This window comes from Streptomyces uncialis, from assembly GCF_036250755.1.
GTDB classification, from domain to species: domain Bacteria; phylum Actinomycetota; class Actinomycetes; order Streptomycetales; family Streptomycetaceae; genus Streptomyces; species Streptomyces uncialis.
In genome coordinates this window covers 487,214-514,210 of record NZ_CP109583.1, presented here as the reverse complement: position 1 = coordinate 514,210, position 26,997 = coordinate 487,214, and the positions used below count along the sequence as shown (strand labels likewise).

Below are 26,997 nucleotides of genomic sequence, written 5' to 3'. Positions count from 1 at the left end.
AGCTGGCACCGATGTCCGACGACAAGAAGCTGCTCGACTACCTCAGGCGCGCCACCGCGGATCTCGGTGACGCCAGGAGGCAACTGCGGGAAGCCGAGCAGGCCCGCCACGAACCGATCGCCATCGTCTCCATGGCCTGCCGTTATCCCGGCGGGGCCAACTCCCCCGAGCTGCTGTGGGACCTGGTCTCCCGGGGCGTCGACGCGGTCTCCGAATGGCCGGTCAACCGCGGCTGGGACATCGGGGCCCTCTACGACCCGGACCCCGACCGGCCCGGCACCTCCTACACCCGGCACGGCGGATTCCTCCACGAGGCCGCCGAGTTCGACGCGGAGTTCTTCGGGATCTCCCCCCGCGAGGCACTGGCGACGGACCCCCAGCAGCGGCTGGTGCTGGAGACCGCCTGGGAGGCGGTCGAGCGGGCGGCGATCGATCCCCGGGCGCTGCGGCGGACCGGCACCGGTGTCTTCATCGGGGCGATCGGCAACGGCTACGGCGCGGGTTCCCGTCATCTCCCCGAGGTCCAGGGCCTGCTGGACACCGGGACCGCGAGCAGCGTGGTCTCCGGACGGATCGCCTACACCCTGGGCCTGGAGGGGCCCGCGGTGACCGTGGACACAGCCTGCTCGTCCTCCCTGGTCGCCCTGCATCTGGCGATCCGGGCCCTGCGGGCGGGTGACTGCGCGCTGGCCCTGGCCGGCGGGGTCTCGGTGATGGCGACCCCCGACGCGTTCGTGGCGTTCAGCCGCCAGCGCGCGCTGTCGGCGGACGGACGCTGCAAGGCGTTCGGGGCCGACGCGGACGGCACCGGCTGGTCCGAGGGCGCCGGCGTACTGCTGCTGGAGCGGCTGTCGGACGCGCGGCGCAACGGCCACCGCGTGCTGGCGGTGGTACGGGGTTCGGCCACGAACCAGGACGGGGCGAGCAACGGCCTGACGGCGCCGAACGGTCCGGCGCAGCAGCGGGTGATCCGTGCGGCGCTGGCGGACGCCGGGCTGGCCGGGTCCGAGGTGGACGTGGTGGAGGCGCACGGCACCGGTACGACCCTGGGCGACCCGATCGAGGCCCAGGCGCTGCTCGCGACCTACGGGCAGGGCCGCCCCGCCCGGCAGCCCTTGTGGCTGGGCTCGTTGAAATCGAACATCGGCCACACCTCGGCGGCGGCCGGGGTGGGCGGCGTCATCAAGATGGTGCTGGCGATCCAGCACGGCGAACTGCCCCGGACCCTGCACGCGGACCGGCCGACCCCCATGGTCGACTGGTCGTCGGGGGCCGTGGAACTGCTCTCCGAGGCCCGCGCCTGGGACGACACGGGGCATCCGCGCCGGGCCGGGGTGTCCTCCTTCGGCGTCAGCGGCACCAACGCCCATCTGATCCTGGAACAGGTCCCGGCGGAGGAGACCGCTCCCGTCACCGGCCCCGCGACCGATCCCGGTGCGCACCCGCTGCCGTGGCCGCTGTCCGGGCGGACCGATGAAGCGCTGCGGGACCAGGCGGCCCGGCTGCTGGCACATCTGAGTGCCGGCCCCGGACCACTGCGGCCCGGCGAGCTCGGCCGCGCACTCGCCACCACACGTACGGCCTTCGAGCGCCGGGCCGTGGTCGTGGGCGAGGACCCGGACCGACTGCTCGACGGAGTGAAGGCGCTGGCCGAAGGCCGATCCGTACCGCAGTTGGTCCGGGGCGACGGAGTGTCGACCGGCCGTTCGGTGTTGGTGTTCCCGGGTCAGGGTTCGCAGTGGGTGGGGATGGCTGCGGGGTTGTTGGACGGGTCGGTGGTGTTCGCGGGGCGGATGGCTGAGTGTGAGCGGGCGTTGGCGCCTTATGTGGATTGGTCGTTGTCGGAGGTGTTGCGCGGGTCGGGTTCGTTGGCCCGGGTGGATGTGGTGCAGCCGGTGTTGTGGGCGGTGATGGTGTCGCTTGCGGAGGTGTGGCGTTCGTTCGGTGTGGTGCCGGATGCGGTGGTGGGTCACAGTCAGGGTGAGATTGCTGCTGCGTGTGTGGCGGGTGGTTTGAGTCTGGATGACGGGGCGCGGGTGGTGGCGCTGCGGAGTCGTGCGGTGGGTGCGCTGGCGGGTCGTGGGGGTATGGCGTCGGTGCCGCTGCCGTCCGATGTGGTGCGGGAGCGGATCGCCTCCTGGGACGGCCGGTTGTCGGTGGCGGCGGTGAATGGTCCGTCGTCGACGGTGGTGTCGGGTGACGCGGACGCGGTCACCCAGCTGGTTGACGGGTTGGTGGGGGAGGGTGTCCGAGCGCGTCGTATCGAGGTGGACTATGCCTCTCACTCGGCGCATGTGGAGGAGATTCGTGAGCAGCTTCTCGCTGATCTGGCGGGGATCACTCCGGTGTCGGGTTCGGTGCCGTTCTTCTCGACGGTGACGGGTGGCTGGTTGGACACGGCGTCGTTGGATGCTTCGTACTGGTTCCGGAATCTGCGGGAGACGGTGCGGTTCGAGGAGGCGACACGCGGGTTGCTGGGGGAGGGGTTCCGGTTCTTCGTGGAGCCCAGCCCGCACCCCGTGCTCAACTTCGGTGTCCAGCAGACCGCCGACGCCGCCGCCACCGCCGACTCCGCGCAGGGCCCGGCGGTGGTACTGGGCACGCTGCGGCGCGGTGAGGGCGGCCTCGACCGTTTCCTGTTGTCGCTGGGCGAGGCCCACGCGGGCGGACTGTCGCCCGACTGGGAGCAGGTGTTCGCCGGACACCGTTCGGACGGCGTCTCCCTGCCGACCTACCCGTTCCAGCGCCGCCCGTACTGGCTGGAGGACACCGGCGCGGTACCGGGCGGTGGACGCGAAGGGTCTTCGGAGGGCGACGACTTCTGGGAGGCCATCGGCGGCGGCGACCTGGACCGGTTCAGCGCGACCCTCGGGGTGAACCCCGAGGACCCGCTGAACGTGGTGCTCCCCGCGCTCACCACCTGGCGCACCGAGCGCGGGGAACGCTCGGTGGTGGATTCCTGGCGCTACCGCGTGACCTGGCGGGCCCTGCCCGAGGGCCCCGCGGCCGCACTGACCGGCACCTGGCTCGTGCTGTCGCCGGCCGAACGGTCCGGGCAGCAGGCACACCGGTCGGCCGCGACCGTCCGGGCCCTGGAACAGGGCGGGGCCACGGTGGTCCAGGTGCGGCTCACCGAGTCGGAGGCCGACCGCGCCGTACTGGCCGACCGGGTCCGTGAGGCCCTCGGCCCGGTGCCCGGTCCGGTGGCCGGGGTGCTGTCGCTGCTGGGCCTCGACGAGCGCCCGCACCCCGCCCACCCCGCCGTCCCGCTGGGCACCGCGCAGAACCTGGCCCTGGTGCAGTCCCTCGGTGACGCCGGGGTCGACGCGCCCCTGTGGTGGGCGACCCGGGGCGCGGTATCGGTCGGGGGCGCGGACACCGGGAGCCCGGTCAGCGCCGAGCAGAACCTGCTCTGGGGCCTCGGCCGGGTGGCCGCCCTGGAGTACCCGCAGCGCTGGGGCGGTCTGATCGACCTTCCGGAGAACCTGGACGAGGACACCGCCCCGCGGCTGTGCCGGGTGCTGGCCGGCGCGGCAGGCGCCGAGGACCAGGTGGCCGTGCGCGCCACCGCCTGCCACGGCCGACGGCTGGTCAGATCCCCACTGGGCGACGCCCCACCGCGGCGCGCCTGGCGACCCGGCGGCACCGTGCTGATCACCGGCGGTACCGGCGGGATCGGCGCGCAGATCGCGCGCTGGCTGGCCCGGCGCGGAGCCGGGCAGCTGGTGCTGGTCAGCCGGCGCGGCGCGGACGCGCCCGGCGCGCCTGAGCTCTCCGAGGAACTGGCCGCTCTCGGTACCCGGGTCACCCTGGCCTCCTGCGATGTCGCAGACCTGGACGCCTTGCGCGCCCTGAAGGACAACCTCGAACAGGACGGCCACCGGATCGGCACCGTCTTCCACGCCGCGGGGGCCGGACTGCTGGTGCCGCTGCCCACCACCGATCTGGACGAGTTCGCCGACACCCTCCACGCCAAGGTCGGCGGAGCCAGGAACCTGGACCTGCTGTTCGACGGGGACCCGCTCGACGCGTTCGTGCTGTTCTCCTCCATCTCCGCGGTCTGGGGCAGCGCCGACCACGGCGCCTACGCCGCCGCGAACGCCTACCTCGACGGTCTCGCCGAGAACCGCCGCAGCCGTGGCCTCGCCGCGACCTCCGTGGTGTGGGGGATCTGGAACCCCGAGGGCGGGGCCGGGATGGCGGCCGAACTGGTGGAGGAGACCCTGCGTGGTCACGGCGTCCTCTTCATGCCGCCCGCCGTCGCGATCACAGGACTCCAGCAGGTACTGGACCACGACGAGACGGTGGTCCTGGTCGCCGACATCGACTGGGACCGCTTCGCGACGGTGTTCACCTCGGCGCGTCCCAGCCCGCTGATCGCCGAACTGCCCGAGGTGCGCGCCGCGCTGGCCGCCGACCAGGCCACCGGCCCGGACGGCACCGCCGGGACGTCGTCGGTGCTGCGCGAGCGGCTGGGTCCGCTCCCGGCGGCCGAGCGGACACGGGTGCTGGTCGACCTGGTCCGTACCCACGCGGCGGCTGTCCTCGGTCATGACTCGCCGGACGCCGTCGCCCCCGGCCGTGCTTTCCGCGACCTCGGCTTCGACTCGCTGACCGCCGTGGACATGCGCAACCGGCTCAACGCCGCGACCGGGCTGCGGCTTCCGGTCACCGTCGTCTTCGACTACTCCTCGGCCACCGCGCTGGCCCGGCATCTGGAGACCGGGCTGCTGGGAGCGGCCGAGCGCCCCGCCGCCGTCTCCCCGCCCCCGCCGGTGGTGTCCGCCACGGACGACGACCCGATCGTGATCGTGTCCATGAGCTGCCGCTACCCCGGCGGGGTGCGCACCCCCGAGGAACTGTGGCGCCTGGTCGCCGACGGGCGCGACGCGGTCTCCGGGCTGCCGTCCGACCGCGGCTGGGACCTGGACGCGCTCTACGACGCGGACCCCGACCGGCCCGGCCGGAGCTACGCCGCCGCGGGCGGATTCGTCCAGGACGCGGACCGGTTCGACCCCGGGTTCTTCGGGATCTCGCCGCGCGAGGCGCTGGCGATGGACCCGCAGCAGCGGCTGCTGCTGGAGACCTCCTGGGAGGCGATCGAGCGCGCCGGCATCGATCCGACGTCCCTGCACGGCACCCGGACCGGGGTCTTCGCCGGTGCGTCCTACCAGGGCTACGGCGGCACCCTGCGGGATGTCCCCGACGAACTGGAGGGGCTGTTCATCGCGGGCATCTCGACCAGTGTCCTGTCCGGGCGGGTCGCCTACCAACTGGGCCTCCAGGGGCCTGCCGTGACGGTGGACACGGCCTGCTCCTCATCGCTGGTCGCGGTGCATCTCGCGGCCCAGTCGCTGCGTTCGGGCGAGTGCGCGCTGGCGCTGGCCGGCGGCGCGACGGTGATGGGCACCCCGCTGTCGTTCACCGGCTTCAGCAGGCAGCGCGGACTCGCCGAGGACGGACGCTGCAAGTCCTTCGCCGCCTCGGCGGACGGCTTCGGCATGGCCGAGGGAGTGGGCCTGCTGGTGCTGGAACGCCTCTCGGACGCCCGCCGCAACGGCCACCCGGTGCTGGCGGTGCTGCGCGGCTCGGCGATCAACCAGGACGGCGCGAGCAACGGGCTGACCGCGCCCAGCGGGCTGGCCCAGCGGCGGGTGATCAGCGACGCGCTGGCGAACGCCGGGCTGACGCCCGCCGAGGTGGACGCGGTGGAGGCCCACGGCACCGGCACCCGGCTGGGCGATCCGATCGAGGCCGACGCGCTGCTGGCCACCTACGGTCAGGACCGGCCCGCCGACCGGCCGTTGTGGCTGGGGTCGCTGAAGTCCAACATCGGGCACACCCAGGCCGCCGCCGGGGTCGCAGGCATCATGAAGATGGTGCTGGCGATGGGCCACGGACAGCTGCCGCGGACCCTGCACATCGACCGGCCGTCCCCGAACGTCGACTGGACGGCGGGCGCCGTCTCCCTGCTGACCGAGGCCACCGCCTGGCCGCGGACCGGCCGGCCACGCCGGGCCGGGGTCTCCTCGTTCGGCCTGAGCGGCACCAACGCCCACGTCATCATCGAACAGCCGCCCGCCGGTTCCGTACCCGCGCAGCCCGGCGAACCCGCCGCGCCCGCCGTACCCACGGAATCCGCCCCCGCCCCCGGGTCCGCCGCGCCGGACCCGCACGCCTCGCCGGTCGCCGTCCCGTGGATCGTGTCCGGGCGCACCCCCGAGGCCCTGCGTGACCAGGCGTCGAGACTGCACGAGTATCTGACGGAGCGTCCGCAGATACCGGCCGTCGACGTCGGCTACTCCCTGGCGACCACCAGGACCACGTTCGAGCATCGCGCCGCCGTCGTCGGCGACGACCGCGCGACCCTGCTGGACGGTCTGGCCGCGCTGGCCGAGGGAGAACGCGCCCCCGGCCTGGTCGACGGCAGCGTCGCCCGATCGGCCAGGACCGTCTTCGTCTTCCCCGGCCAGGGCTCCCAGTGGACGGGCATGGCCCAGGAACTGCTCGATCACGCCCCGGTGTTCGCCGCGCGGATCGCGGCCTGCGAACGCGCCCTCGCCCCGTATCTGGACTGGTCGCCGCTCGCGGTTCTGCGGGACGAGCCCGACGCGCCCCCGCTGGACCGGGTGGACGTGGTGCAGCCGGTGCTGTTCGCCGTGATGGTGTCCCTGGCCGAGCTGTGGCGCTCCCACGGAATCGTCCCCGACGCCGTGGTGGGCCATTCCCAAGGGGAGATCGCCGCCGCATGCGTGGCCGGTGCGCTCTCCCTGGACGACGCGGCACGGATCGTCGCCCTGCGCAGCCGGGCGTTGCTCGCCCTGACCGGACGCGGCGGCATGCTGTTCGTGCCGCAGCCCGTGGACGCGGTACGGGAACTGCTGGCCGCCTATGACGGGGCACTCGACATCGCCGCCGTGAACGGACCGACATCGGTGACGGCCTCCGGCGACCCGGCGGCCCTGGCGGAACTGCGCGAACGGTACTCCGAAGCGGGCGTACTGACCTGGCCGGTCCCCGGCGTGGACTTCGCCGGACACTCGCCGCAGGTCGAGGAGATCCGGGAGGAACTGCTCACCCTGCTCGCCGGGACCGCGCCGCGGACATCCGGCATCCCGTTCTACTCCACGGTCAGCGGCGGCCCGCTGGACACCCTCGCCCTGGACGCCGAGTACTGGTACAGCAATCTGCGCCGCCCCGTGGAGTTCGGACAGGCGGTCGACGCGCTGATCGCCGACGGGCACCACACCTTCGTCGAGTGCAGCACCCACCCCGCGCTGACCGTCTGGCTCCAGCAGGCCGTGGAGGCGGCCGGGGCCGGTGACGGAGCCGTCGTCGGCACCCTGCGCCGGGCCGAGGGCGGCCCCGCCCGCTTCCTCGCCGCGCTCACCGAACTCCACGTGCGCGGACTGCCGGTGGACTGGGAGACGGTGTTCGCCGGAACCGGTGCGCGCAAGCGGTCCCTGCCCACCTACGCCTTCCAGCAGCGGCGGTACTGGCTCGACACCGGCGCCCCCGACCGGACCGCCGCCGCCATGACCGGCACCGGCCCGGCCGACTCCGGGTTCTGGGACGCCGTCGACCACGGGGACCTGGACGCCCTCGCCACCACCCTGCGGGTCGAGGACGGGGAACTGCGGGCCTCCCTCGCCTCCCTGGTGCCCACCCTCGCGGACTGGGCGCGCGGCCGACGCGGCGACCGGACCGCCGACAGCTGGCGCTACCGGGTCGCCTGGAAGCCCCTGCCGACTCCCGGACGGCCCCGGCTCGCCGGGAGCTGGCTGGTCGTGTCCCCGGCCGGCGCCGCCGAGGACCCGGCCGTCGCGTTCGCCGTGGACTCCCTGCGCCGGCACGGCGCCGCGCCGGTCCTGGTCGAGGCGGGCCCCGACGCGGCCGACCGGAGCCGCTTCGCCGCACTGCTGCGCGATGCCCACGACCGGAGCGACGGGCCGCCCGCCGGGGTGCTGTCCCTGCTCGCCCTGGCCGAGGAACCCCACGGCGAGGGATCGGCGCTGCCGCTCGGCCTCACCCTGACGGTCGCACTGCTCCAGGCGCTGGGCGACCTCGGCGCCGACGCCCCGCTCTGGTGCGCCACCAGGGGCGCGGTGTCGGTCGGCCGCTCCGACCGGATCGACAGCACGCTCCAGGCGCTGGTCTGGGGCCTCGGCGGGGTCGCCGGGGTCGAGTACCCGCAGCGGTGGGCGGGCCTGGTCGACCTTCCGCGACGGCTCGACGACCGGGCCGGGGCCCGGCTGGCCGAGGCGCTGACGGGCCTGGACGGCGAGGACCAGCTGGCGGTACGGGCGTCCGGCGTCTTCGGCCGCCGGGTCGTCCACGCCGGACTCGGCGACACGGCCCCCGTCCGTGACTGGACACCGGACGGCACGGTCCTGATCACCGGCGGAACCGGCGGTCTCGGCGCCCAGATCGCCCGGTGGCTCGCCCGCACCGGCACCGCGCGTCTGCTGCTGACCAGCCGGCGCGGCGAACAGGCCCCGGGAGCGGACGCCCTGCTGGCCGAACTGCGCGGACTCGGGGCCGACGTCACCGCGGCGGCCTGCGATGTCGCGGACCGCGAAGCGCTGGCGGAACTGCTGGCCGGCATCCCGGCCGAGCGTCCGCTGCGTGCCGTGCTGCACACCGCGGGCGTACTGGACGACGGGGTGATCGACTCGATCACCCCCGAACGCGCGGCGGGAGTCCTGCGCCCCAAGCTGGACGGCGCCCGCAACCTCGACGCGCTCACCCGCGAGTTCGACCTGACCGCGTTCGTGCTGTTCTCCTCGCTGGCCGGCACGCTCGGCGGCACCGGCCAGGGCAGCTACGCCGCCGCCAACGCCTACCTCGACGCCCTGGCCCGGCAGCGCCGTGAACTCGGGCTGCCGGCCACCTCGGTCGCCTGGGGCCTGTGGGGCGGCGACAGCCTCGCCTCGGGAGCGGTCGCCGAACGGCTGATCCGTGACGGTCTGCCGGCCATGGACCCCGGGTCGGCCACGGTCGCGCTGCGACAGGCACTCGACCACGACGACACCGCCGTCCTGGTCGCCGACTTCGCCTGGGACCGCTTCACCCGGGCGTTCACCGCGCTCCGGCCCAGCGCCGCCCTCGGGGATCTGCCGGAGGTGCGGGAGGTGCTCGCCGCCGCGCGCGGCTCCCAGGACACGGCCGACGGCGCCGGGCCGCCCGCCCTGCGGCTGGCCGCGCTGCCCCCGGCGGAACGGGACCGGGCCCTGCTGGACCTGGTCCGCGCCGAGGTCGCCGCGGTGCTCGGGCACACCGGACCCGAGGCGGTGGAACCCGACCAGGCGTTCAAGGACATCGGCTTCGACTCGCTGACCGCCGTCGAACTGCGCAACCGGCTCGCCGAGGCCACCGGGCTGCGGCTGTCGGTGACCCTGGCCTTCGACTACCCGACGGCGACGGTCCTGGCCGGTCATCTGCGCACCGAACTGCTGGGCGCGGCCGGCCCGGCGACGCTCGCGGAACCCGAGCGGGCACCCGTGACGGCGGCGGTGCCCGACGACGAGGCGATCGCCGTCGTCGCCATGAGCTGCCGCTACCCCGGTGGCGTCAGCACCCCCGAAGAGCTGTGGGAGCTGGTCACCACCGGGCAGGACGCGATCTCCGGCTTCCCCACCGGACGCGGCTGGGATCTGGAGGGCCTCTACGATCCGGACCCCGACCGGGTCGGCAGCACATATGCGCGGGAGGGCGGCTTCCTGCATGACGCCGACCGCTTCGACCCGGCCTTCTTCGGGATCTCCCCGCGCGAGGCACTGACCATCGACCCCCAGCAGCGCTTGCTGCTCGAACTGTCCTGGGAGGCGTTCGAGCGGGCCGGTATCGACCCGCTGTCGCTCAAGGGCAGCGAGAGCGGCGTCTTCGTCGGATGCAGCCACCACGACTACGGCTCACGGGTCACCGAGCCCTCCGAGGAGTTCGAGGGCTACCTCGGCATCGGCAGCGCGGGCAGCGTGGCGTCCGGACGGATCTCCTACAGCCTCGGCCTCGAAGGCCCGGCGGTCACCGTCGACACCGCGTGCTCCTCCTCCCTGGTCGCGGTGCATCTGGCGGCCCGGTCGCTGCGGGCGGGGGAGTGCTCGCTGGCGCTCGCCGGCGGGGTGACCGTGATGTCGACACCGGGCGCCTTCGTGGAGTTCAGCCGGCAGCGGGTGCTCGCCGAGGACGGCCGCTGCAAACCGTTCGCCGCCGCCGCGGACGGCACCTCCTGGGCCGAGGGCGCCGGGCTGCTCGTCCTCGAACGCCTCTCGGACGCCCGGCGCAACGGACACCCGGTGCTCGCCCTCGTCCGTGGCTCGGCCGTCAACCAGGACGGCGCCAGCAACGGCCTCACCGCGCCCAACGGCCCCTCCCAGCAGCGGGTGATCCGGGCGGCGCTCGCCGACGCCGGGCTCGCCGCGTCCGAGGTGGACGCGGTGGAGGCGCACGGCACCGGGACCCGGCTGGGCGATCCGATCGAGGCCCAGGCGCTGCTGGCGACCTACGGCCGGGAGCGGGGCGCGGAGCGGCCGTTGTGGCTGGGATCGCTGAAGTCGAACATCGGGCACAGCCAGGCCGCCGCCGGGGTCGCCGGGATCATCAAGATGGTGCAGGCCATGCGGCACGGGGCACTGCCCAGGACCCTGCACGTCGACACGCCGACACCCTACGTGGACTGGTCCGCCGGCGCGGTCCGGCTGCTCACCGAGGACACCCCGTGGCCGCGGACCGGCCGCCCCCGGCGGGCCGCCGTGTCGTCGTTCGGCGTCAGCGGCACCAACGCCCACACCATCCTGGAACAGCCCACCGATCCGGCCCCGGACCCCGCGGACACCCCCCGGAAGGTCCTCGCACCGGCGTCCGCGACCGTCCAGGGGACATCCGCGCTGCCGTGGCTGCTGTCCGCGCGGAGCGCGGAAGCGCTGCGCGACCAGGCCGGACGGCTGCTGCGGCACGTGGAGCAGAACCCGCAGCTCCCCGTCGCCGGTCTGGGCCGGTCCCTGGCGCTGAACCGCAGCGCCTTCGAGCACCGGGCCGCCGTCACCGGCACGGACCGGGAGTCCTTGCTGCGCGGGCTCACCGCCCTCGCCTCCGGCGATCCGTCGGCGGACCTGGTGCACGGCGTCACCGGCGCGGCGGGGAGGACGGCCGGGAAGACCGCCTTCCTGTTCCCCGGCCAGGGCAGCCAGCGGCCCGGCATGGGCGCGGAGCTGTACGCGCGCTTCCCGGTCTTCGCCGACGCCTTCGACGCGGTCTGCGCGGAGCTCGACCCGCTGCTGGACCGCCCGCTGCGCGAGGTGATCGACGCGGCCCCCGGCAGCCCCGACCACGGCCTGCTGGACCACACCGGATACACCCAGCCCGCCCTGTTCGCCATCGGCGTCGCGCTGTTCCGGCTGGTCGAACACTGGGGTGTACGTCCTGACTACCTGCTCGGCCACTCGGTGGGGGAGCTGGCCGCCGCCCACGTCGCCGGTGTGCTCCCGCTGGCGGACGCCGCCGCCCTGGTGGCCGCGCGGGGACGGCTGATGCAGGCCCTGCCGGCCGGAGGCGCGATGTTCGCCCTCGGCGCCGGGGAGGAGGACGTGCTGCCGCTGCTGGCGGGCCGGGAGAAGGCCGTCGGGCTGGCCGCGGTCAACGGCCCGGCCTCGACCGTGATCTCCGGTGACGGGACGGAGGTGGCCGAACTCGCCGCCGAACTCGCGGCGCTCGGACACAAGACCCGCCGGCTGCGGGTCAGCCATGCCTTCCACTCGCCCCTCATGGAGCCGATGCTCGCCGGGTTCCGCGAGGCCGCCGCGCGGATCGAGCCGGGTGAGGCCACCGTCCAGGTCATCTCCGACCTGACCGGGGAACCGGTCACGGCCGAGCAGCTCGGCTCGCCGGACCACTGGGTCGACCATGTACGCGGCACGGTGCGGTTCCAGGACGGGATACGCCGCCTCGAACGCGAGGGCGTCACCTCGTTCCTGGAACTCGGGCCCGACGGCGCCCTCACCACCATGGGCCAGGACTGCCTCACCGACGGCGCCGTGCTGGTGCCGCTGCTGCGCCGGGACCGGCCCGAGGCCGCCACGGCCACGGCCGCCCTGGCCCGGCTGCACGTCCACGGCGTCCCGGTGGACTGGGAAGCCGTCCACCCCGGCGGCGGAGCCGACCCCACCGACCTGCCGACCTACCCCTTCCAGCGCCGGAGCTACTGGCTGGAGGGCAGCTCCGCCGGAGCGGACCTGCCCGCGGCCGGACTGCTGACGGCCGATCACCCGCTGCTCGGCGCCAGCTCCGAACTGGCCGACTCAGACGGCTTCCTGTTCACCGGCAGGCTCTCGGTCCGCAGCCATCCGTGGCTGGCCGACCACGGGGTCTTCGAAGGCGTGCTGTTCCCGGCCACCGCCTTCCTGGAACTCGCGGTCCGCGCGGGCGACCAGGTCGGCTGCGGCCAGGTCGAGGAACTCACCCTGGAGGCGCCACTGGTGCTCCCCGCGAGCGGAGCGGTCGCGCTACAGCTCACCGTCGGCGCCCCGGACGGCTCCGGCGCCCGCCCGCTGAGCGTCCACGCCAGGCCCGAGGGCGGCGGACCCGACACACCCTGGACCCGGCACGCGAGCGGCCTGCTGACCACCGGCGACGAGCCGGTACCGGCCGACCCGGCGGACCTCGCGCCATGGCCGCCGGCCGGAGCCGTCCCGCTCGATGTGGAAGGGCTCTACCAGCGCTTCGCCGAGGGCGGATTCGCCTACGGCCCCGCGTTCCAGGGCCTGCGTGCGGCCTGGCGGCTCGGTGACGAGGTCTTCGCCGCCGCGAGCCTGCCGGAGCGGCAGCAGCCGGACGCGGCCAGGTTCGGCCTGCACCCGGCCCTGCTGGACTCCGCCCTGCACGCGCTGGTGTTCGACGTGCTGCGAGGTCCCGCCAAGGGCTGGCTCCCGTTCTCCTGGAACGGGGTGCGGCTGCACGCCTCGGGCGCGTCCGAGCTGCGGCTGCGGCTGACCCCGACCGGCCGGGACGCCGTCGCGGTGCTGGCCACCGACGGCACCGGACAGCTGGTGGCCTCGGCGCGTTCCCTCGTGCTCCGGCCGGTCTCGGCCGATCAGTTCAAGGCCGCGCGAGGCGGACACCACGAGGAGCTGTACCGTCCCGAGTGGCAGACTCTCCCCGAGCGCGCCGCGCCTGCGGGCCGCGACCTCGGCCCGGAGTCCTGGACCGTGCTCGGTACGCGGACACCCTGGTGGTCCGGCTCCCCGCCGCTCCCGGGCCGGGCGGTGACGGACCTCGCCGCACTGGCCGCACTCATCGACGCGGGCACACCGCCGCCCCGGCTGGTGCTGGCGGCCTGCCCGCCCGTCACGGCAGCGGCCGGGCCGTCCGGCGATCTCCGCGACGCGGTGCACGGCGATGTCGGCGCGGTCCTCGGTCTGCTGCGCGAGTGGCTCGCGGACGAACGCCTCGCCGGGTCCCGGCTGGTGCTGGTGACCTCGGGCGCGGTGGCGGTCGGCGACGACGTCCCGGACCTGGCCGGGGCAGCGGTGTGGGGCCTGGTCCGCTCGGCGCAGACGGAGAACCCCGACCGCTTCGTCCTGCTCGACCTGGACACCCACGAGGCCTCACCCGCGGCGCTCGCCCAGGCTCTCGCGTCCGGGGAGCCCCAGCTCGCGATCCGGGCGGGGGCGGCGCATGTCGCCAGACTGGCCCGGGTCCCGCTGTCCGCCACCGGGCGGGGGCCCGGCTGGGACGCGGGAGGAACCGTCCTGATCACCGGCGGCACCGGTGCCATCGGCGCCCACGTCGCCCGGCACCTGGCCGCCGAACACGGCGTCAAGCACCTGCTGCTGACCAGCCGCAGCGGTCCCGCCGCCGAAGGGGCGGCGGAACTCCTCGCCGATCTCACCGCGCTGGGCGCCGAAGCCGAGATCACCGTCTGCGACGCCGCCGACCGCGACGCTCTCGCGGCCCTGCTGGCCGGTCTGCCGTCCGCACACCCGCTGACCGGGGTGGTGCACGCCGCGGGCGTCCTGGCCGACGGCGTGGTCGCCACCATGACGCCCGACCAGCTCGACCTGGTGCTGCGACCCAAGGTGGACGCGGCGATCAACCTGCATGAGCTGACCGCCGGCCTGGACCTCTCCGAGTTCGTCCTGTTCTCCTCCATCGCGGGCGTCTTCGGCGGCATGGGCCAGGGCAACTACGCGGCCGCCAACGCCTTCCTGGACGCCCTGGCCCACCGGCGCCGCGCCGACGGCCTCGCCGGACGCTCCCTCGCCTGGGGGCTGTGGGCCAACCGGACCGGGATGACCGGCGGCCTCACCGAGGCCGACCTGCGACGGATCGCCCGGGGCGGGATCGTCGCCTTCACCCCGGCGGAAGGACTGGCGCTGTTCGACGCGGCCGGGGCACTGGACGAGGCGGTCGTCCTGCCGCTGCGGCTGGACACGGCGGCGGTACGGGCGCAGGCCGCCACCGGTGGGGTCCCGGCCCTGCTGCGCGGCCTGGTGCGCCCCGCGGCCCGGCGCGCCACGGCGGGCCCGGCCACCGACACCGGACCCGACCGGGCCGGAGCACTGAAACAGCGGCTCGGCCCCCTCGACGGGCCGCAGCGCGAACGGGTGCTGCTCGACCTGGTCCGCTCGCACGCCTCGATGGTGCTCGGCCACAGCGGCGCCGCCGCGGTCGAGCCGGGACGCGGCCTCCTGGAGATCGGCTTCGACTCGCTGACAGCGGTGGAGCTGCGCAACCGGCTCCGCGCCGCCACCGGACTCCAGCTCCCGGCGACCCTGCTCTTCGACTATCCGACCTCGGCCGCGATCGCCGCACACCTGTCCGCCGAACTGGTCCCCGAACCGGGGCCCGACCCAGTGCCGGGACTGGCTGAACTGGACCAGCTGGAACTCGCCCTCGGCGACGGCGTCAGCGACGGCGCGGCCCGCGACCGGCTCACCGGCCGGCTCCAGGAACTCCTGACACGCCTCGATCCGGCGGCCGACGCGGCCAACGGCACCGGCGCCGCGGACGACGGGATCGAGGGCCGCATGGACGGTGCGACCGACGACGAGCTCTTCGACTTCATCGACAACGAACTCGGCATGTCATGACACCGACCAGGCACACGGACCAAGGCGGCGAGGCAAGGGTGAACGACGACAGGCTGAGGGACTACCTCAAGCGAGTGACGGCGGACCTGCACCGCACCCGCCTGCGCCTGACCGAGGCCGAGGCGGCGGGCCGCGAACCGATCGCCGTCGTCGCGATGAGCTGCCGCTACCCCGGCGGGGTCCGGTCGCCGGAGGACCTGTGGCGCCTGGTCACGGACGGCACCGACGCGATCACCGGCTTCCCCGACGACCGTGGCTGGGACCTGGACCACCTGGACGACCCGGACCAGCTGCGCAACGGCACCAGCTACGCCGCACGGGGCGGATTCCTCGACGGCGTACGGGACTTCGACCCCGGATTCTTCGGGATCTCCCCCCGCGAGGCCCTTGCCATGGACCCGCAGCAGCGGCTGCTCCTCGAAACCACCTGGGAGGCGTTCGAGCGGGCCGGGATCGACCCCGTGTCACTGCGGGGCAGCAGCACCGGGGTCTTCACGGGGATGATGTACCAGGACTACGCGGTACGGCTGCGCCAGGTCCCCGACGACGTGGCCGGCTACCTCGGCAACGGCAGCTCCGACAGCGTCGCCTCGGGCCGGGTCGCCTACACCTTCGGCCTGGAGGGCCCGGCGGTGAGCGTCGACACCGCCTGCTCGTCCTCCCTGGTCGCGATCCACCTCGCCGCCCAGGCACTGCGCGCGGGCGACTGCGCCCTGGCGCTCGCCGGGGGCGCGATGGTGATGTCGACACCCGTCCCCTTCGTGGAGATGAGCCGGCAGGGCGGTCTGGCCAGGGACGGCCGCTGCAAGTCCTTCGCCGCCACCGCCGACGGCACCGGCTGGGGCGAAGGCGTGGGGACGCTGCTGCTGGAGCGCCTCTCCGACGCCCGCCGGAACGGGCACCCCGTCCTCGCGCTGATCCGCGGCACCGCCGTCAACCAGGACGGCGCCAGCAGCAGACTCACCGCCCCCAACGGCCCCGCCCAGCAACGGGTGATCCGCCAGGCACTGACGAACGCCGGACTCACCCCCGCCGACGTGGACGTCGTGGAGGCGCACGGCACCGGCACCCCGCTCGGCGACCCGATCGAGGCCCAGGCCCTGCTGGCCACCTACGGGCAGGACCGCACGGACGGGCAGCCGCTGCTCCTCGGTTCGCTGAAGTCCAACATCGGACACACCCAGGCGGCGGCCGGGGTCGGCGGCGTCATCAAGACCGTACTGGCCATGCGGCACGGCACGGTCCCACCGACCCTGCACGCCGAGGACCCGTCCCCGCGGATCGACTGGACGGCGGGCGCGGTGCGGCTGGTCACCGCGAGCACTCCATGGCCGGACACCGGACGGCCGCGCCGGGCGGCGGTGTCCTCGTTCGGCGTCAGCGGCACCAACGGCCACATCGTCCTGGAACAGGCGGACGACCCGGCCGAGCCCGCGGGCGACGACGAGACGCGGGAGACCCGGGACACCGCCGACGGCACCCCGCCGCCCGTCGTGCCCTGGGTGCTCTCCGGACGCACCGCCGAGGCCCTGCGCGCCCAGGCCGGACAGCTCCGGGCCCATCTGGACGCCCACCCCGGGCCGGGCCCGGCCGAGGTGGGCCACGCCCTCGCGACGACCCGCGCCGCCCATGAGCACCGGGCGGTCCTGATCGGCGCCGACCCGGACGAGTTCCGCGCCGGCCTCGACGCCCTGACGGCCGACACCCCCGCCCCCGGCCTGGTGCGCGGCATCGCCGGAACGGGCGGCGCGGTCGCCCTGGTCTTCCCCGGACAGGGATCGCAATGGGCCGGAATGGCGGTCGGGCTGCTGGACCGCGCGCCGGTCTTCGCCGCCCGCGTGGCGGACTGCGAACGAGCCCTCGCGCCGTTCGTCGACTGGTCCCTGGAGGCCGTCCTGCGCGGCGCCCCCGGCACACCCCCGGCGGACCGGGTGGACGTCGTACAGCCGGCCCTGTGGGCCGTCATGGTCTCCCTGGCCGAGCTGTGGCGCTCCCACGGCGTCACCCCCGGCGCCGTCATCGGCCACTCACAAGGGGAGATCGCGGCGGCGTGCGTCGCGGGCGCCCTCTCCCTGGACGACGCCGCCCGCGTCGTCGCACTGCGCAGCCGGGCGATACGCGCCCTGTCCGGCCGCGGTGGGATGGCCTCGGTGGCACTGCCCGCCGAACAGGCCGCCGCACGGATCGCCCCCTGGAACGGCCGGCTCTCCGTCGCCGCGGTCAACGGACCCGCGTCCACGGTCGTCTCGGGCGATACCGACGCCCTGGACGAGTTCCTCGCGCGAACGGCGGCCCAGGACATCCGCAGCCGACGGGTCCCCGTCGACTACGCCTCGCACAGCGCCCACGTCGAGGACATCCGGACGGAACTGCTCACCCAGCTCGACGGACTGACCCCGCGCCGGTCCGGCATCCCGTTCTACTCCACCGTCAGCGGCGGACCGCTGGAGGACACCTCCGCCCTGGACGCCGACTACTGGTACCGCAACCTGCGCGGCACCGTCCGCTTCGAACAGGCCACCCGCGCCCTGCTGGCGGACGGCTACCAGGTACTGCTGGAGAGCAGCCCCCACCCCGTCCTCACCGTCCCGATGCTGGACACCGTCGAGGACGCGGGCGCCGACGCCACAGCCGTCGGCACGCTGCGCCGCGACGAGGGCGGACCACGCAGATTCACCGAGTCCCTGGCCGAACTCCATCTGCGCGGCGTGCCCCTGGACTGGGACACCGTCTTCGCCGGACGCCGCCCCGGACGGGTGGAACTGCCCACCTACGCGTTCCAGCGGGATCCGTACTGGCTGGAGGACGGCGCCGCGCCCGCCGCCGACGTCACCTCCGCCGGACTGACCCCCGCGGACCACCCCCTGCTGGGCGCGGTCGTGGTCCTCGCCGACAGCGACGGCCTGCTGCTCACCGGCCGACTGTCGACCCGCAGCCACCCGTGGCTGGCCGACCACGCGGTCCAGGGCAGTATGCTGCTCCCGGGAACCGCCTTCCTGGAACTCGCGCTCCAGGCCGGAGCCCGCGTCGGCTGCCCCCGGGTCGAGGAGTTCACCCTCGAAACCCCCCTGGTGCTGCCCGAGCGGGGCGGGACCGTACTGCGGCTCACCGTGGGCGCACCCGACCGCCGGGGACGCCGCCCGCTCAGCCTGCACTCCCGGCCCGACACACCCACCGGCGAGGACCCGGACGACGACGAGTGGGTCCGGCACGCCGAGGGCGTACTGGCCGAGGACCGCGCGCAAAGCGCCACGGACGGCGAACCGGCGCCCTGGCCGCCGCCCGGCGCCGAGCCCATCGCCCTCGACGGACTATACGACCGCTACGCGGCCGGCGGATTCGTCTACGGTCCCGCCTTCCAGGGCCTGCGAGCGGCCTGGCGGCGCGGCGACGAGACGTTCGCCGAAGCCGTCCTGCCGGCCGGGCCCGCCCCCGACGCCGACCGCTTCGGCCTCCACCCGGCGCTGCTGGACGCGGCCCTGCACGCCACCGGACTGCCCGGCACCCCCGGCGCGGACGCCCACCCCGGGGGACGGCTGCCGTTCTCCTGGACCGGTGTCACCCTGCACGCCACCGGCGCCGGGGCGATCCGCGTCCGGCTCACCCCGGCGGGACCCGACGCGGTGGCGCTCCATGTCACCGACCCGACCGGCCGCGCCGTGGCGACGGTGGACGCGCTGGTGCTCCGGCCCGCGGGCACCGGACAACCCGCCACCGGCCGCCCCGGTACACGGCGTCACCAGGACCTGTACGAGGTGGAGTGGGTCGCCGCGCAACCGGGCGGGACCCGAGCACCGGTCCACGTCACCGCGGACCTGGCCGCGCTGGTCGCCGAGGTCGACGCCGGGGCGCCGGTGCCCGAAACGGTACTGCTGGCCTGCGCGGAGCACGAGGACGCGGGCGGCCCCGCCGAGACGGTCCGCTCGACCGTCCACCAGGCCCTCGCCGACGTGCGGACCTGGCTCACCGACGCACGCTTCGACGCATCACGCCTGGTGTTCCGCACCCGGGGCGCGGTGAGCGCCGGGCAGGCCGTGCGCAACCCTGCGCACAGCGCGCTCTGGGGCCTGGTCCGCTCCGCCCAGTCCGAGCATCCGGGACGCTTCGCCCTGCTCGACCTCGACCCCAGCGACGAATACGGCACCTCCGCCGGCGTCGCGGCGGCCCTCGCCTCGGGAGAACCGCAGTCTGCCGTACGGGGCGAGGACGTCCTGGTGCCCCGGCTGGCCAGGATCGCCAGGAGCGAGCCGGACGGACCGTCCGCACCCGTCCGGGCACTCGACCCGACCGGCACGGTCCTCATCACCGGAGGCACCGGCCTCCTCGGCTCCCATGTCGCCCGCCGCCTGGTCACCGGGCACGGCGTCCGGCGGCTGCTGCTGCTGTCCCGCCGCGGTCCGGCCGCCGCGGGCGCCGGGGCACTGCGCGCCGAACTCACCGGACTGGGGGCCGAGACCGACATCGTCGCCTGCGACGCCGCCGACCGGGACGCCCTCGCGGCCGTGCTCGCGGCCGTGCCGTCCGACCATCCGCTGACCGCCGTGGTCCACACCGCCGGCACCCTCGACGACGGCGTCGTCACGGCACTCACCCCCGAACGGGTGGACGGCGTCCTGCGCCCCAAGGTCGACGCCGCCCTTCATCTGCACGAGCTGACCCAGGACCTGGACCTCGCGCACTTCGTCCTCTTCTCCTCGGCCGCGGGCACCTTCGGCGGCCCCGGACAGGCCAACTACGCTGCCGCCAACGCCTTCCTCGACGCCCTCGCCGAACAGCGCCGGGCGGCGGGACTGCCGGGTCAGTCCCTGGCCTGGACCCTGTGGGAGCAGCCCAGCGCCCTCACCGGCCACCTGGAGGACGCCGATGTGCGACGCGTCGCCCGTTCCGGGATGCCGCCGCTCTCCACCGAGCGGGGGCTCGCGCTCTTCGACACCGCCCTCACCGTGGACCGTCCCGCCCTGGTGCCGATACGCCTCGACACCACGGCCCTGCGGTCCGCGGCGGCGGACGGCACACTGCCGCCGCTGCTCCGGGGTCTCGTACGCACACCACCGCGCCGGGCGTCGGCCACCGCGGACACGACGGCCGACGACAACGCGCTGCGGCGGCGTCTCGCGGCACTCGACGCCGCCGGACGGACACGGCTGCTGGGCGAACTCGTCCGCACCCACGCGGCATCGGTCCTCGGCCACGCCTCCCCGGACGCCCTCGACCCCGGACGGGCCTTCCGCGAACTGGGATTCGACTCGCTGGCCTCGGTGGAACTGCGCAACCGCCTGACCGCCGCCACCGGTCTGCGGCTTCCCGCGAGCCTGGTGTTCGACCACCCGACGCCGACGGCGCTCGCGGACTTCCTGCGGACCGGACTGACGGACACGGTGTCCGCCCCGGTCCCCGCCCCACCCGCCGCGGCGACCGGCCGGGACCAGGACGCGGACGACGACCGAATCGCGATCGTCTCCGTGGCCTGCCGCTTCCCCGGCGGTGTCCGCTCGCCCGAGGATCTGTGGCGGATGCTGGCCGAGGGCCGCGACGGCATCTCCGGATTCCCCACGGACCGCGGCTGGGGCCTGGACACGCTGTACGACCCCGATCCCGACCGGACCGGCACCTCCCTCACCCGCGACGGAGGATTCCTCCACGACGCGGCCGACTTCGACGCGGAGTTCTTCGGCATCTCGCCGCGTGAGGCGCTGGCGATGGACCCCCAGCAACGACTGCTGATGGAGACGAGCTGGGAACTGTTCGAGCGCGCGGCCATCGACCCGTCCACCTTGCGCGGCGCTCGCGTCGGAACGTACGTCGGGCTGATGCAGCAGGACTACGCCGCACGCCTGCTGCCCTACATCCCCGAGGACGTCGAGGGATTCCTCGGCACCGGCAACTCGGGAAGCGTCGTCTCCGGCCGCCTGGCCTACTTCTTCGGACTGGAGGGCCCCGCGGTCACGGTGGACACCGCGTGCTCGTCGTCGCTGGTGGCCCTGCATCTCGCGGTGCGGGCACTGCGATCCGGCGAGTGCTCCATGGCCCTGGCCGGCGGTGTCAACGTGATGTGCAGCCCCGAACTGTTCGTGGAGTTCAGCCGCCAGGGCGGTCTCGCCCCGGACGGCCGATGCAAGTCCTTCGCCGCGGCGGCCGACGGCACCGCCTTCGGTGAGGGCGCGGGCATGCTGCTGGTGGAGCGGCTGTCGGACGCGCGCCGCAACGGGCATCCGGTGCTGGCGGTGGTGCGGGGTTCGGCGGTGAACCAGGACGGCGCGAGCAACGGCCTGACGGCGCCGAACGGTCCGTCGCAGCAGCGGGTGATCCGTGCGGCGCTGGCGGACGCGGGACTGGTCGCGTCCGAGGTGGACGTGGTGGAGGCGCACGGCACCGGCACGACCCTGGGCGACCCGATCGAGGCCCAGGCGCTGCTCGCGACATACGGACAGGGGCGCCCCGCCGAACGCCCGGTGTGGATCGGCTCGTTGAAGTCCAACATCGGGCACACCTCGGCGGCGGCGGGTGTGGGCGGAGTGATCAAGTCGGTGCTGGCGCTGCGGCACGGGGTGATGCCGAAGACCCTGCACGTGGACGGTCCGACACCGGAGGTCGACTGGTCCGCGGGGGCCGGCAAGCTGCTCACCGAAGCCCGGGCGTGGGACGACACGGGACGTCCGCGCCGGGCCGGTGTCTCCTCCTTCGGAGTGAGCGGGACCAACGCCCACGTCATCCTGGAACAGGCCCCCGCGACGCCCCCGACCGACCGGCCCGGCCCGCCGGACACCGCGCCCACCGCCGTCCCCTGGCTGCTCTCGGCGCGCACCCCCGAGGCGCTGCGCGCCCAGGCGGCGGCACTGCTGGCCGAGTTCGGTGACGGATCGGACGTCTCCGCCGACGACGTGGCGTTCTCCCTGGCCACGGGCCGTACCGCCCTGGGACACCGTGCGGTGGTGGTGGGCACCGCGGAGAAGCTCGCCGACGGATTGGGCGCGTTGTCGCGGGGGTTGCCCGCGGCGGGTGTGGTGACCGGTGCTGGTGGGGTGGTGTCGGGTCGTTCGGTGTTGGTGTTCCCGGGTCAGGGTTCGCAGTGGGTGGGGATGGCTGCGGGGTTGTTGGACGGGTCGGTGGTGTTCGCGGGGCGGATGGCTGAGTGCGAGCGGGCGTTGGCGCCGTATGTGGATTGGTCGTTGTCGGAGGTGTTGCGCGGGTCGGGGGTGCTGGCCCGGGTGGATGTGGTGCAGCCGGTGTTGTGGGCGGTGATGGTGTCGCTTGCGGAGGTGTGGCGTTCGTTCGGTGTGGTGCCGGATGCGGTGGTGGGTCACAGTCAGGGTGAGATCGCGGCGGCTGTGGTGGCGGGTGGTCTGTCGTTGGAGGACGGGGCGCGGGTGGTGGCGCTGCGCAGCCGTGCGGTGGGTGCGCTGGCGGGCCGGGGTGGCATGGCGTCGGTGCCGCTGCCGGTGGATGAGGTGCGGGAGCGGATCGCTTCCTGGGACGGCGGGTTGTCGGTGGCGGCGGTGAATGGTCCGTCGTCGACGGTGGTGTCGGGTGACGCGGACGCGGTCGCCGAGTTGGTCGAGCAGTTGGTTCAGGAGGGGATACGGGCGCGTCGTATCGAGGTGGACTATGCCTCTCACTCGGCGCATGTGGAGGAGATTCGTGAGCAGCTTCTCGCTGATCTGGCGGGGATCACTCCGGTGTCGGGTTCGGTGCCGTTCTTCTCGACGGTGACGGGTGGCTGGTTGGACACGGCGTCGTTGGACGTTTCGTACTGGTTCCGGAATCTGCGGGAGACGGTGCGGTTCGGGGAGGCGACGCGTGCGTTGTTGGGGGAGGGGTTCCGGTTCTTCGTGGAGCCGAGTGCGCATCCGGTGCTGGCGGTGGCGGTGGGGGAGTCGGTGGAGGCCGCGGGTGTGGAGGCGGCGGTGCTGGGGACACTGCGGCGCGGGGAAGGCGGCCTCGAACGGCTGCTGCACTCGCTCGGTCAGGGATATGTGCGGGGGCTGGAGGTGGACTGGTCCGGGGCGTTCCCGGGGGCCCGGCGGGTGGAGCTGCCCACGTACGCCTTCCAACGCCGGCGCTACTGGCTCGACGTTCCGACCACGAGCTGGGACGTCGCGTCGGCGGGACTCGCCACGACCGGGCACCCGCTGCTCGGCGCGGCGACGCAGGTCGCGGACTCCGATGAGCTGCTGCTCAGCGGCCGGGTGTCGCTGGAGACCCATCCCTGGCTGGCCGACCACGCGGTGTCGGGCGTCGTGCTGTTCCCCGGCACGGCCTTTCTCGAACTAGCGCTGCGCGCGGCGGCCGAGGCGGACTGCCCCGTGGTCGAGGAACTCACCCTCGGGTCGGCGCTCGTGATGCCGGACGAGGGAGCCGTTCAGCTACAGATACGGGTCGGAGCGTTCGACGGTGACGGCCGACGACGGCTCAGTGTGTTCGCCCGCGCCGCGAGGGAAGCCGACTCGCCCTGGACCGAGCACGCCAGCGGCACTTTGGCGCCCCAGCCCGCCGGGGACACGGCCGGGGCCGTGTCCCCCGCCGGTCTGCTGAGCTGGCCACCGCCCGGTGCCGAGCCCGTGGACACCGACGACCTCTACCAGCGATTCGCGGAAGCCGGTTACCACTACGGCCCCGCCTTCCGTGGTCTTCGCGCCGCGTGGCTCCGCGACGGCGAGGTGTTCGCCGAGGTGGTGCTGCCGGAGCCGCAGCACGCCGACGCCGCCGGATGCGTGCTGCACCCCGCACTGCTGGACGCCTCCCTCCAGATCGCCGCGCTGCTGCCCGATCAGGACGGCCGGGCCCGGCTGCCGTTCAGTTGGACCGGGGTGACCAGCAGGATCACCGGGGCCACCACCCTGCGCGTGCGGCTCACCGCCGACGCCCCGGACGCGGTGACCCTCTCCGCCCATGACCTGGCCGGTCAGCAGGTGCTCGGCGTGGAGTCCCTGCTTCTGCGGCCCCCGGCCCCCGGCGGACCGCTGTCCGCCGCCGCCCACGCCGATCTGCTGTTCCACCTCGACTGGACACCGGCCACCACCCGGGCCGACGGCCCCGCCCCGACCTGGGCCGCCCTCGGCGGCGCTGTCCCCGGCGCGGATTCCTGGCCGGACCTCGACGCCCTGGGCGCCGCCCTCGGGTCGGGCACCGCCCTCCCCGAGGTGATCGTCGCGACGGTCGCGACCGCCGCCCTGCCCGACCCGGCCGACCGGGTGCACGCCACCGCGCACGGTTGCCTCGCCCTGGTCCAGCGGTGGCTGGCCGACGAGCGGTTCGCCGCGGCCAGACTGGCCCTGCTCACCACGGACGCGGTCCGTACGGGGCCGACCGACCGTCCCGTCGACCCCGCCCAGTCCGCCCTGTGGGGTCTGGTGCGCAGCGCGCGCGCCGAGCATCCCGGCCGCTTCGTACTCATCGACCTGGCCGGGGCCGGTGAACAACCGGCGGGCGCGCTGCCCGCCGCACTGGCGGGCGGTGAACCCGAACTGGCGCTACGGGCCGGGGCGCCGCTGCTGCCCCGGCTGGTCCGCGGGGGCCGGTCCGACGGGACGCTGTCCCTGCCGGCCGATCCCGCCTGGCGGCTGTCCACCGACGGCCGGGGCTCCCTGGAGGACATCGCGCCGGTGCCCGCTCCCGCCGCCCTCGCCCCGCTGGGCAAGGGCGAGGTCCGGATCGCGGTGCGCGCCGCCGGGCTCAACTTCCACGACGTCATCGCCACGCTCGGTCTGGACCCCGACCCCGAACAGCAGGGTCTGGGCAGTGAGGGGGCCGGAACCGTCATCGAGACCGGCCCCGGCGTGGACGACCTGGCCCCCGGGGACCGGGTGATGGGGATCTTCGGGGGCGCGTTCGGCCCGGTCGCCGTCGCCGACCGCCGCACCATCGCCCGGATACCGGCCGGCTGGTCCTTCGCCCGCGCCGCGTCCGTGCCGGTGGTGTTCCTCACCGCCCACTACGGTCTGTTCGATCTCGGCGGGCTGCGGCGCGGCGAGTCCGTACTGGTCCACTCCGCCGCGGCCGGCGTCGGCATGGCGGCGGTCCAGCTGGCCCGGCACGCCGGGGCGCGCGTGTTCGCGACCGCCGCCCCCGCCAAGTGGGACGTACTGCGCGCGAACGGACTGGACGACACCCATATCGCCTCGACCCGCACCACCGACTTCGCCGATTCCTTCCTCACGGCCACCGCCGGACAGGGCGTCGACGTCGTACTGGACAGCCTGGCGCGGGAGTTCGTCGACGCGGGTCTGCGACTGCTGCCGAACGGCGGCCGGTTCGTGGAACTCGGCAAGACCGACATCCGCGACCCGTCGACGGTCGCCCGGCAGCACCCCGGTGTGCGCTACCGGGCGTTCGACCTGATGGAGGCCGGTCCCCAGCGCATCGGAGAGATGCTCGCCGAGATCCTGGACCTGTTCGAGCGCGGTGCGCTCCATCACCTGCCCGTCACCGGCTGGGACATCCGGCGTGCCCCCGCCGCCCTGCGCTCGCTCAGCCAGGCCCGGGGGGTCGGCAAGAACGTCCTGCTGCTCCCCGCGCCGCTGGACCCCGAGGGCACCGTCCTGGTCACCGGGGCCACCGGCACCCTGGGACGAATCCTGGCCCGGCATCTGGTCGTCGCGCACGGCGCCCGGCATCTGCTGCTGGCGGGGCGCCGGGGCGGCTCCGCCGCCGGAATGCCGGAACTGGTGGAGGAGCTGACCGGCCTCGGGGCCGCGGTGACGGTCGCCGCCTGCGACGTCGCCGACCGTACCGCGCTCGCCGCCCTGCTCGCGGCGGTGCCCGGTACACATCCGCTGACCGCCGTCGTGCACGCGGCCGGAGTCCTGGACGACGCCACGATCGCCCGTCTGACGCCGGACGGCCTCGACCGCGTCCTGCGGCCCAAGGCGGACGCGGCACTCGCCCTGCACGAACTGACCCGGGACTCCGACCTCGCGGCCCTGGTGCTGTTCTCCTCGGGCGCCGCCCTGTTCGGCGCGGCCGGGCAGGCGAACTACGCGGCCGCCAACGCGGTCCTCGACGCCGTGGCCACCGAACGCCGGGCCGAGGGGCTGCCGGGCCTGTCCATCGGCTGGGGCCTGTGGGAGGAGCGCAGCGTGATGACCGCCGGGGTCACCGGGGACCGGGGCACCGGGGCGGGCGCGCTGACATCGGCCGAAGGGCTCGCCCTGTTCGACGCGGCACTGAACTCCCCGCACTCCTACCGGCTCGCGGCCAGGATCACCCCGTCCGCCCTGCGGGCGAACGACCGGCTGCCCGCCGTGCTGCGCGGCCTGGTACGCCCCGCCCGCACCGGCACCGCCTCCTCCGCCGCGGCTCCCGCCCGCTCCATGGCACAGCAACTCGCCGCGCTCCCGGAGGCCGAGCTGTACCGGACGCTGCTCGATCTGGTGCGCGGGAACGCCGCGGCGGTGCTCGGCCACAGTTCACCGGACCTGATCCGCGCGGCACGCCCGTTCAAGGAAGTCGGATTCGACTCCCTCACCGGGGTCGAGCTGCGCAACCGGCTGGTGTCCTCGACCGGGCTGCGGCTGCCGCCCGCGCTCGTGTTCGACCACCCCACACCGGAGGCGCTGGCACGCCATCTCACGGCGCTGACCACGGCCGCACGCCCGACGGGTGACGCGGCGGTCCGGGCCGGACTCGACACCCTGGAGGCACTGCTGGAGGCCCTGCCCCCGGACGGCGTCAGCGACGAACTGGCGTCCCGGCTGCGGGAGGTGCTGTCGCGCCCGCTGCCCGGCGGGACACCCGCCCCCGCCACGGACGGGGGCGACGCGCACGATCTGGCTCCCGACCGGATCGAGTCGGCGAGCGACGACGAGGTCTTCGACTACATCGACAGGCAGTTGGGATCCGCGTGACCCGGGGCCCTGTCCGCGCTGCCCGAGCCTCCCGAGACCAGAACGGCGGTGTCCTGTGAGCGACCAGA

2 protein-coding genes are annotated in these 26,997 nt (G+C 74.6%); both read left to right on the top strand.

What is annotated here, in order from left to right; all coding sequences use genetic code 11:
* The first annotated feature begins 11 nt into the window (after positions 1-11).
* On the top strand, positions 12-15,086 hold the full coding sequence (locus OG711_RS01845; RefSeq protein ID WP_329558145.1) for a type I polyketide synthase: 15,075 nt from the start codon (positions 12-14) through the stop codon (positions 15,084-15,086).
* Between the two features lie 38 nt (positions 15,087-15,124).
* Positions 15,125-26,929 carry an SDR family NAD(P)-dependent oxidoreductase gene (locus tag OG711_RS01840; protein WP_329558144.1) on the top strand — a complete coding sequence of 3,935 codons (11,805 nt, stop codon included), beginning with the start codon at positions 15,125-15,127 and terminating at the stop codon, positions 26,927-26,929.
* Positions 26,930-26,997: the final 68 nt, after the last annotated feature.

Excerpts from the sequence above, each read along its gene's own strand:
- OG711_RS01845 (WP_329558145.1), top strand. The coding sequence starts at position 12 with ATGTCCGACGACAAGAAGCTGCTCGACTACCTCAGGCGCGCCACCGCG.